Source organism: Actinosynnema sp. NPDC023658 (genome assembly GCF_040639995.1).
Taxonomy (GTDB): domain Bacteria; phylum Actinomycetota; class Actinomycetes; order Mycobacteriales; family Pseudonocardiaceae; genus Actinosynnema.
The window spans coordinates 1-6,727 of the sequence record NZ_JBFAAX010000314.1 but is presented as its reverse complement, the minus strand read 5'-3'; the positions used below and the strand labels follow the sequence as shown (position 1 = coordinate 6,727).

Genomic DNA, 6,727 nt, shown 5'->3' with positions numbered 1-6,727 from the left:
GAAGGGCGCGCAATCGTTCTCGGCGCGTCCTTCGGCGGGGCGCGTTGCTGGTGGCCCTCGGTGTGCCTAGGCTGCGCCCAGGCAGAGGACTAGGAATCGGGAAGGCGATGTCGACACCGGAACACGCGGCCCGGCCGTGGGGAGCACCCCCGCCGCCCCCGCAACCGTCCGGTGTGCCGCGCGCCTCGGTCGAGCTGAGCCTCGCCCCGCACGCCGCACCCGCGGACGAAGACGCCACCGAGCAGGTCGCGGGCGACATCGGGCCGACGGGCCGCCCGTTGCGCTTCGTCGCGGACCCGCCGCTGATCGCGCGGCACGGCCCGGCGAAGATCCTCGCGGTCTGCAACCAGAAGGGCGGGGTCGGCAAGACCACGTCCACGATCAACCTCGGCGCGGCGCTGAGCGAGTACGGCAGGCGGGTGCTGCTGGTCGACTTCGACCCGCAGGGCGCGCTGTCGGTCGGCCTCGGCGTGCACCCGCACCAGCTCGACCAGACGATCTACAACGTGATCATGGAGCGGAACGTCGGCGTCGCGGACGTGATCATGCGCACCCCGGTCGAGGGCATGGACCTGCTGCCCAGCAACATCGACCTGTCCGCCGCGGAGATCCAGCTGGTGTCCGAGGTGGGGCGCGAGCACACGCTGGTCCGCACGCTGCGGCCGGTGATAGAGCACTACGACTACGTGCTGGTGGACTGCCAGCCGTCGCTCGGCCTGCTCACGGTCAACGCCCTCGCGGCGGCTGACGGCGTCCTCATCCCGCTGGAGTGCGAGTTCTTCAGCCTGCGCGGGGTCGCCCTGCTGATAGACACCATCGAGAAGGTCAGGGAGCGGTTGAACCCGAAGCTGGAGATCACCGGCATCCTCGCCACCATGTACGACCCGCGCACGCTGCACTCCCGCGAGGTGATGGCGCGCGTGGTCGAGGCGTTCGGGGACGTCGTGTTCGACACGGTGATCAACCGCACCGTCCGGTTCCCGGAGACGACCGTCGCCGGCGAGCCGATCACCCGCTGGGCTCCGCGCTCGGCGGGCGCGAAGGCGTACCGCGCGCTGGCGCGCGAGGTGATCGCCCGGTGACCCGACGCCCATCACTGCCGGGCGCGTCCGAGCTGTTCCGCCTCACGACGAGCTCCGCCGCACCCGACGTGCCCCCGCAGGAGTCGACGACACCTCGGCGCGGCACCGGGCGGCAGAAGCACTCGACGAAGATCACCGTGTACGTGTCGGACGAGGAGCTGCTGGCGCTGGAGCACGCGCGGCTGGCGTTGCGCGGCGAGCACGGCCTGGCGGTCGACCGGGGACGCGTGGTCCGCGAGGCCATCGCGATCGTGCTGGACGACCTCGAAGGCCACGGCGAGGACTCGCTGCTGGTGCGCAGGTTGCGCGAGCAGTGAGCGGTGACGCACCCCGGACCGAACCCGAAGTGCCCGCGTCGGTCCTGCCGGGGGTGGTCGAGTCGGCCCTCGTCGAACCGGCGCCCGTCGAGGCGGTGGCGGTCGAGTCCGTGCCGGTCGAGGCGGGGCCGCCCGACGACGGTCGGTTCAAGGTCAAGCTGACCAACTTCGAGGGGCCGTTCGACCTGCTGCTGCAACTGATCTCGCAGCACACGCTCGACGTCACCGAGGTGGCGCTGCACACCGTCACCGACGACTTCATCGCCTACATCCGGGCGCTGGGCGACCAGTGGGACCTGGACGAGACGACCGAGTTCCTGGTCATCGCGGCGACCCTGCTCGACCTCAAGGCCGCCCGCCTGCTGCCCGCGGGCGACGTGGAGGACGAAGAGGACCTGGCGCTGCTGGAGGCGCGGGACCTGCTGTTCGCGCGGCTGCTGCAGTACCGGGCGTACAAGCAGGTCGCGGCGCTGTTCGCGGAGCTGGAGCGGGGCGCGTACCGGCGCTACCCGCGGTCGGTGGCGTTGGAGGTCCGGTACGAGGGGCTGATGCCCGAGGTCATGCTCGGCGTGGACGCCCGGCGGTTCGCGGAGATCGCCGCGGTCGTGTTCCGGCCCAAACCGCCGCCCACGGTGTCGACGTCGCACATCCACCAGCACCGGGTGTCGGTGCGCGAGCACGCCGACATGCTGCGCGCCCGGCTGGCGGAGGCCGGCACGGCGACGTTCGCGGAGCTGATCGCGGAGTGCACGGAGACGATGGAGGTCGTCGCGCGGTTCCTGGCGCTGCTGGAGCTGTACCGGGAGCGGTCGCTGGCCTTCGAGCAGCCGGACCCGCTGGGCGAGCTGCGCATCACGTGGGTCGGCGGCACGGTCGAGGAGGCGCAGGCGCAGGCCCGCGACGAGGACGAGGAGTACGGGTGAGCGACCACCGACCGACCGGCCCCGAACCCGAGCCCGAGGTGGTGGGGTACGGCGGGCCGACCGGCGACGGAGGGCCGGCGGTGACCGAGCAGGCCGCGCCGGCCGAGGACGCCGCACCGACCGGGCCGGTGACCGACCAGGCCGCGCCCGAGGTGACCGGGCCCGCGGCGGTGCCGGAGCCCGAGCCGGTGGCGGACGAGGAGGCCGGGGGACTGCCCGACCTGTCCGACGACACCGAGTTCGAGGGCGCGCTGGAGTCGATCCTGCTCGTCGTGGACACGCCGATCGCGGAGGAGCAGCTCGCCGGAGTCCTCGAACAGTCCGTGAAGCGGGTCACCGCCGCCCTCCACCGGCTGGCCGCCCGGTACACCGAGCAGGGCAGCGGCATCGACCTGCGTAGAATCGGCGACGGCTGGCGGTTCTACACGAGGGACCGCTTCGCGCCATTCGTGGAGAAGCTGCTGCTCGACGGGCAGCGCGCCAAGCTCACCCGGGCCGCGCTGGAGACACTCGCGGTCATCGCCTACCGGCAGCCCGTGACCAGGGCCCGGATCGCGGCGGTGCGCGGCGTGAACGTCGACGGGGTCATCCGCACGCTCGTCGCCCGCGGCCTGATCGCGGAGACGGGCACGGATTCCGACACGGGTGGCATCCTTTACCGCACGACCGAACTGTTCCTGGAGCGGTTGGGGCTGTCGTCGCTTGGCGACCTGCCGCCGATCGCTCCCCTGCTGCCCGAAGTGGATGCGATCGACGATGTCTGACCAGGCCCACCCCGAGGGGATCCGGCTCCAGAAGGTGCTCGCCAAGGCGGGCATCGCCTCACGGCGGGTCGCCGAGGAGCTGATCGAACTCGGCCGCGTCCAGGTCGACGGCGAGGTGGTCCGCGAGCAGGGCCGGCGCATCGACCCGGAGACCGCGGTCGTGCACGTCGACGGCGTGCGCGTGGTGCTTAAGGAAGACGTGATCACCATCGCGTTCAACAAGCCCCGCGGTGTGCTGTCCACGATGCACGACGACGCGCACCGCCCGTGCGTCGGTGACTACCTGCACAACCGCAAGGAGCGCCTGTTCCACGTCGGCAGGCTGGACGCCGACACCGAGGGCCTGCTGCTGCTGACCAACGACGGCGACCTGGCGCACCGGCTGATGCACCCGTCCTACGAGATCACCAAGACCTACCTGGCCGAGGTGCCGGGCCCGATCCCGAAGGACCTCGGCAAGCGCCTGCGCGCCGGTGTCGAGCTGGAGGACGGCCCGATCCAGGTCGACTCGTTCAAGATGATCTCCTCGATGCCGGGCAAGGCCCTGGTCGAGGTGGTCCTGCACGAGGGCCGCAAGCACATCGTGCGCCGCCTGCTCGACCACGTCGGTCACCCGGTGGAGCACCTGGTCCGCACCGCCGTCGGGGACGTGCGCCTGGGCAACCAGCGCCCCGGCTCGATGCGGGTCCTCAACCGCCAGGAAGTCGGCTCGCTCTACAAGGCCGTCGGGCTGTGACCCGGGGGCAGGCGCGAGGTGGTAGCCCCGGCCCCACCAAGCGCCCCTCCCCCCTGCGGGACCCTCCCCGGTCCCACCGCATTCCTACGGCAGTCGGGTTGTTCAGTGTCAGCGCGTGGACGCTGAACAGGCTTTTCTGAACAATCGCCCTCGTCGGAGGGGGCGACGCGATGGCGAGGCCGGAAAGCCCGTTGCGGGCGGACAGCCGTGATCTCGGTGAGTTCGCCGACGACCTGCGCGCCCTGCGGGAGCGCGCGGGCAGCCCCACCTACCGGCGGCTCGCCCGGGACGCGCACTACTCGGCGGCGGCCCTGTCGGAGGCGGCGAACGGGCGGCGGCTGCCCAGCCTCGCGGTGACGGTGGCGTACGTGCGGGCCTGCGGCGGTGACGTCGTGGCGTGGGAGTCGCGCTGGCGCGAGCTGGCCGAACGGCTCGCCGCCGCCAACCCGCGCACCCCGGCGCGGACCACCGAGGCCCCGTACACCGGGCTGGCGGCGTTCCAGGTGCGGGACGCGGACCGGTTCTTCGGCCGCGACCGCGTGGTGCGCGAACTGGTGGGCCTCGTCGCGCGACGCCGGTTCGCGGGCGTGTTCGGCGCGTCCGGCTGCGGCAAGTCGTCGGTGCTGCGGGCCGGTCTCGTGGCGACCTCCGGTCGGCCCGCGGTCGTGCTCACGCCCGGCCCCCGGCCGCTGGAGGAGCTGGCGGTGCGGATCGCCGCGTTCAGCGGCAAGGACGCCGGGGCGCTCGCCGCAGAGTTCGCCGCCTACCCGGAGAACCTGCACCTGCGGGTGCGGCAGGCGCTCGTCGGGGGCGACGACGACCTGCTGCTCGTGGTGGACCAGTTCGAGGAGGTCTTCACGCTGTGCGGGGAGCCGGCCGAACGGGCCGCGTTCATCTCCGCGCTGACCGCCGCCGCGTCCGCGCCGACCAGCCGCACGCGGGTGGTGCTGGGCGTGCGGGCCGACTTCCTCGGCCACTGCGGGCGGTACCCCGAGCTGGTGGAGGCGCTGCGCGGCGGGCAGGTGCTGGTCGGGCCCATGTCGGCGGACGAGCTGCGCGAGGCGATCGTGTCGCCCGCCGTCGCGGTCGGCTGCAAGGTGGAGACGGCGCTGGTCACGCGGCTGGTGGCGGACGCGGCGGGTCAGCCCGCGGTGCTGCCGCTGGTGTCGCACGCGTTGCTGGAGACGTGGCACCGGCGGCGCGGTGTCGCGTTGACCCTGGCGGGCTACGAAGAGGTCGGCGGGATCGAGCACTCGATCGCGCGCAGCGCCGAGCACGTCCACGCGAGCATGAGCCCGGAGCGGCAGGCGATCGCCAAGCAGGTGTTCCTGCGGCTGATCGCGGTCGGTGAGGGCACCGAGGACACCAAGCGGCGGGTGGCCCGTGCCGAGGTCGACCACCACGCCGAGGGCGACGGCCGGGCGGTGCTGACCGCGTTGGCGCAGGCCCGGCTGGTGGTGCTGGACCGCGAGACGGTCGAGCTGGCGCACGAGGCGTTGATCCGCAACTGGCCGCGGCTGCGCGGCTGGATCGCGGAGGACCGGGCCGGCCTGCGGGTGCAGCGGATGCTGACCGAGGCCGCGCACACCTGGGAGGCGCTGGACCGCGACCCCGACGCGCTCTACCGGGGCACCCGGCTCGCGCTGGTGCGGGAGTGGGCGGACGACACCCGCCGGCCCGCGCTCACCCCGGGTGAGCTCCGGTTCCTGGAGGCCAGTGTCACCGCGGACGACGCGGTGCGCGCGGCCGAGCACCGGCGCACCCGCAGGCTGCGGCAGCTGGTGTCGCTGATGGCCGTGCTGCTGCTGTTGACCTCCAGCGCGATCGTGTACGCGTTCCGCGCCGAGCGCTCCGCGACCGAGCAGCGCAACATCGCGTTGGCGCACAAGGTGATCGCCCAGGCCGCCGCGCTGCGCGACACCGACCCGGCGCTGTCGTTGCAGCTCACCCTGGCCGCGTACCGGTTGGCGTCGATGCCGGAGACGCAGGACGCGGTGCTTGGCGCGTTCGCGGAGCCGTACGCGACCACGATCGGCGCGGTGCGCACGAGCGCGGTCAGCCCGACCGGCACGCTGCTGGCCGTCGTGGACGACACCAGGACGCAGGAGGTGCGGCTGGTGGACATCAGCGACCCGCACCGACCCCGGCACGTCGCCGTGCTGACCGGGCAGGCCGACCTGTCGGTGCTGGCGTTCAGCGCCGACGGCACGTGGCTCGCCGGCGCGTCCGGGTCGGACGTCGCGGTGTGGCGGGTGGCCGACCCGCGCCGGGCCGAGCTCGTGCACCGGCTGCGCGGTCGGTCGACCGGCGTGGTGCTGTCCCTGGCGTTCTCGCCCGACGCCCGGCACCTCGTGGCCGGGGCGACCGGCGGCAGCTCGGCCCTGGCGTGGGACCTGGTCGGCGGCGATCCGGTGCCGCTGCCGCCGACCGGGACGTCCGGGCCGGTGGCGTTCCTCGCCGGGCACGTGGTGGCGGTCGTGTCCGGGGACCGGGTGCACGCGGTCGACCTGGTCACCGGCGCGTCCGGTGTCCTGGTCGACGGCGTCGGCGCGATCACCGCGCTCGCGGTCGGGGTCGGCGGTCGGGTGCTCGTCACGGCGGGGGAGGACCGGGTGGTGCGGCTGTGGCGGACGGCCGACCCGCGGGACCCCGACTCGCAGGCTGCCACCGCGGGGCACGTGCCGGCGTTGGGGCCCGCCCGGCAGGACGGTGCCGTGCGGCACACCGGGGACGTGCACGCGCTGGCGCTCGACGCGGCCGGGCGGGTGCTGGCCGTGGGCGGTGAGGACCGGACCACGCGGCTGTGGGACGTCACCGACCGGGCCGCGCCGGCCGAGATCGCGACGCTGGACGGCCACCTGGGCGCGGTCACCGCGGCGGCGTTCGCGGCCGGCGGGCTCGCCCT

General features: G+C 73.7%; 6 protein-coding genes. All 6 read left to right on the top strand.

Annotated features, from left to right (window positions below):
• Nucleotides 1-107 precede the first annotated feature (107 nt).
• On the top strand, nucleotides 108-1,082 hold the full coding sequence (locus AB0G02_RS24970) for a ParA family protein (RefSeq protein WP_360797948.1): 975 nt from the start codon (nucleotides 108-110) through the stop codon (nucleotides 1,080-1,082).
• The gene (locus tag AB0G02_RS24965; RefSeq protein WP_360797946.1) at nucleotides 1,079-1,399 is read left to right on the top strand and encodes a hypothetical protein; all 321 of its coding nucleotides are present in this window, start codon (nucleotides 1,079-1,081) and stop codon (nucleotides 1,397-1,399) included. Before AB0G02_RS24970 ends, AB0G02_RS24965 begins: the two co-directional genes overlap by 4 nt.
• Nucleotides 1,400-1,494: 95 nt before the next feature.
• Nucleotides 1,495-2,322, top strand: a complete 828-nt coding sequence (locus AB0G02_RS24960) for a segregation/condensation protein A (protein ID WP_360797950.1) — start codon at nucleotides 1,495-1,497, stop codon at nucleotides 2,320-2,322.
• Nucleotides 2,319-3,086 carry an SMC-Scp complex subunit ScpB gene (scpB, locus tag AB0G02_RS24955; RefSeq protein ID WP_360797944.1) on the top strand — a complete coding sequence of 256 codons (768 nt, stop codon included), beginning with the start codon at nucleotides 2,319-2,321 and terminating at the stop codon, nucleotides 3,084-3,086. Before AB0G02_RS24960 ends, scpB begins: the two co-directional genes overlap by 4 nt.
• Nucleotides 3,079-3,822 (top strand): pseudouridine synthase, encoded by a 744-nt coding sequence (locus AB0G02_RS24950; protein ID WP_360797942.1) that lies wholly within the window; start codon nucleotides 3,079-3,081, stop codon nucleotides 3,820-3,822. Before scpB ends, AB0G02_RS24950 begins: the two co-directional genes overlap by 8 nt.
• 170 nt (nucleotides 3,823-3,992) lie before the next feature.
• Nucleotides 3,993-6,727: hypothetical protein (locus tag AB0G02_RS24945; RefSeq protein WP_360797940.1), on the top strand; the 2,735-nt coding region annotated here is incomplete at its 3' end.

Coding starts and splice junctions, on each gene's coding strand:
- AB0G02_RS24970 (WP_360797948.1), top strand. CDS start 108: ATGTCGACACCGGAACACGCGGCCCGGCCGTGGGGAGCACCCCCGCCG.
- AB0G02_RS24950 (WP_360797942.1), top strand. CDS start 3,079: ATGTCTGACCAGGCCCACCCCGAGGGGATCCGGCTCCAGAAGGTGCTC.